Here is a 638-nt window from a genome sequence, read left to right as displayed (position 1 = left end):
CTAGCTCGGCTGTCATTTTATCGCCAATTTTATAGCCCAATACCTTTCTCTTCTCAGGATCCAAAACGGTCGCTAAATAGACCCATCTGTGATTAGTCAACTGAATATAAGTGATATCTGTTTGCCAAACACCGCTCAAATCATGCAAATGTCTAATCAGATTGGGTTTTTGAGCAACCGTCACAACAGTTTTGGGTTTGCGATAACGTTTTTGCATGCGCGATCTAATCCCTAATTCACGCATCAATTTGAGTGTCATATACTCAGATACTTTCGGACCGTCGGTTTGTTGACTATAAGCAGCAATACGACGATAACCATAAAATTTAAAGGTTTTCCAAACGTCTAAAATATAAGGTTTCAGGGATTCTCTAAGCTTTTCTTGTCGACTGGGTTGCCAATGGCGCCAGTTGTAATAGGTACTAGGTTTGATTTTAAGTGCACTTAAAATACGCACAAGCGCGTAGCCTTGTGCTAAAAATTGGTTAACGAGCGGCAATCCCACATTACGGACTATTTTTTGGCTAGTAAGATGGCCGCTCAATGCCTGTCAGGCTATGCGTGATAAAATTTCGTTTTCTTCCTCCAAAATAGCGAGGCGCTTCTCTAGTTGCTTGACGTCTTTTAAAGTCTTTGAC

At 40.9% G+C, this 638-nt stretch carries 1 protein-coding gene; it reads right to left on the bottom strand.

Annotated features, from left to right (window positions below; genetic code table 11):
• A partial coding sequence (locus IEU65_RS10310; protein WP_188352256.1) for an IS3 family transposase occupies positions 1-505 on the bottom strand: 505 nt, incomplete at its 3' end.
• Positions 506-638: the final 133 nt, after the last annotated feature.

It is taken from the genome of Leuconostoc pseudomesenteroides KCTC 3652 (assembly GCF_014634745.1).
GTDB lineage: Bacteria > Bacillota > Bacilli > Lactobacillales > Lactobacillaceae > Leuconostoc > Leuconostoc pseudomesenteroides.
The sequence above is the reverse complement of the archived record's forward strand: the minus strand, read 5'-3'. Positions and strand labels throughout refer to the sequence as shown.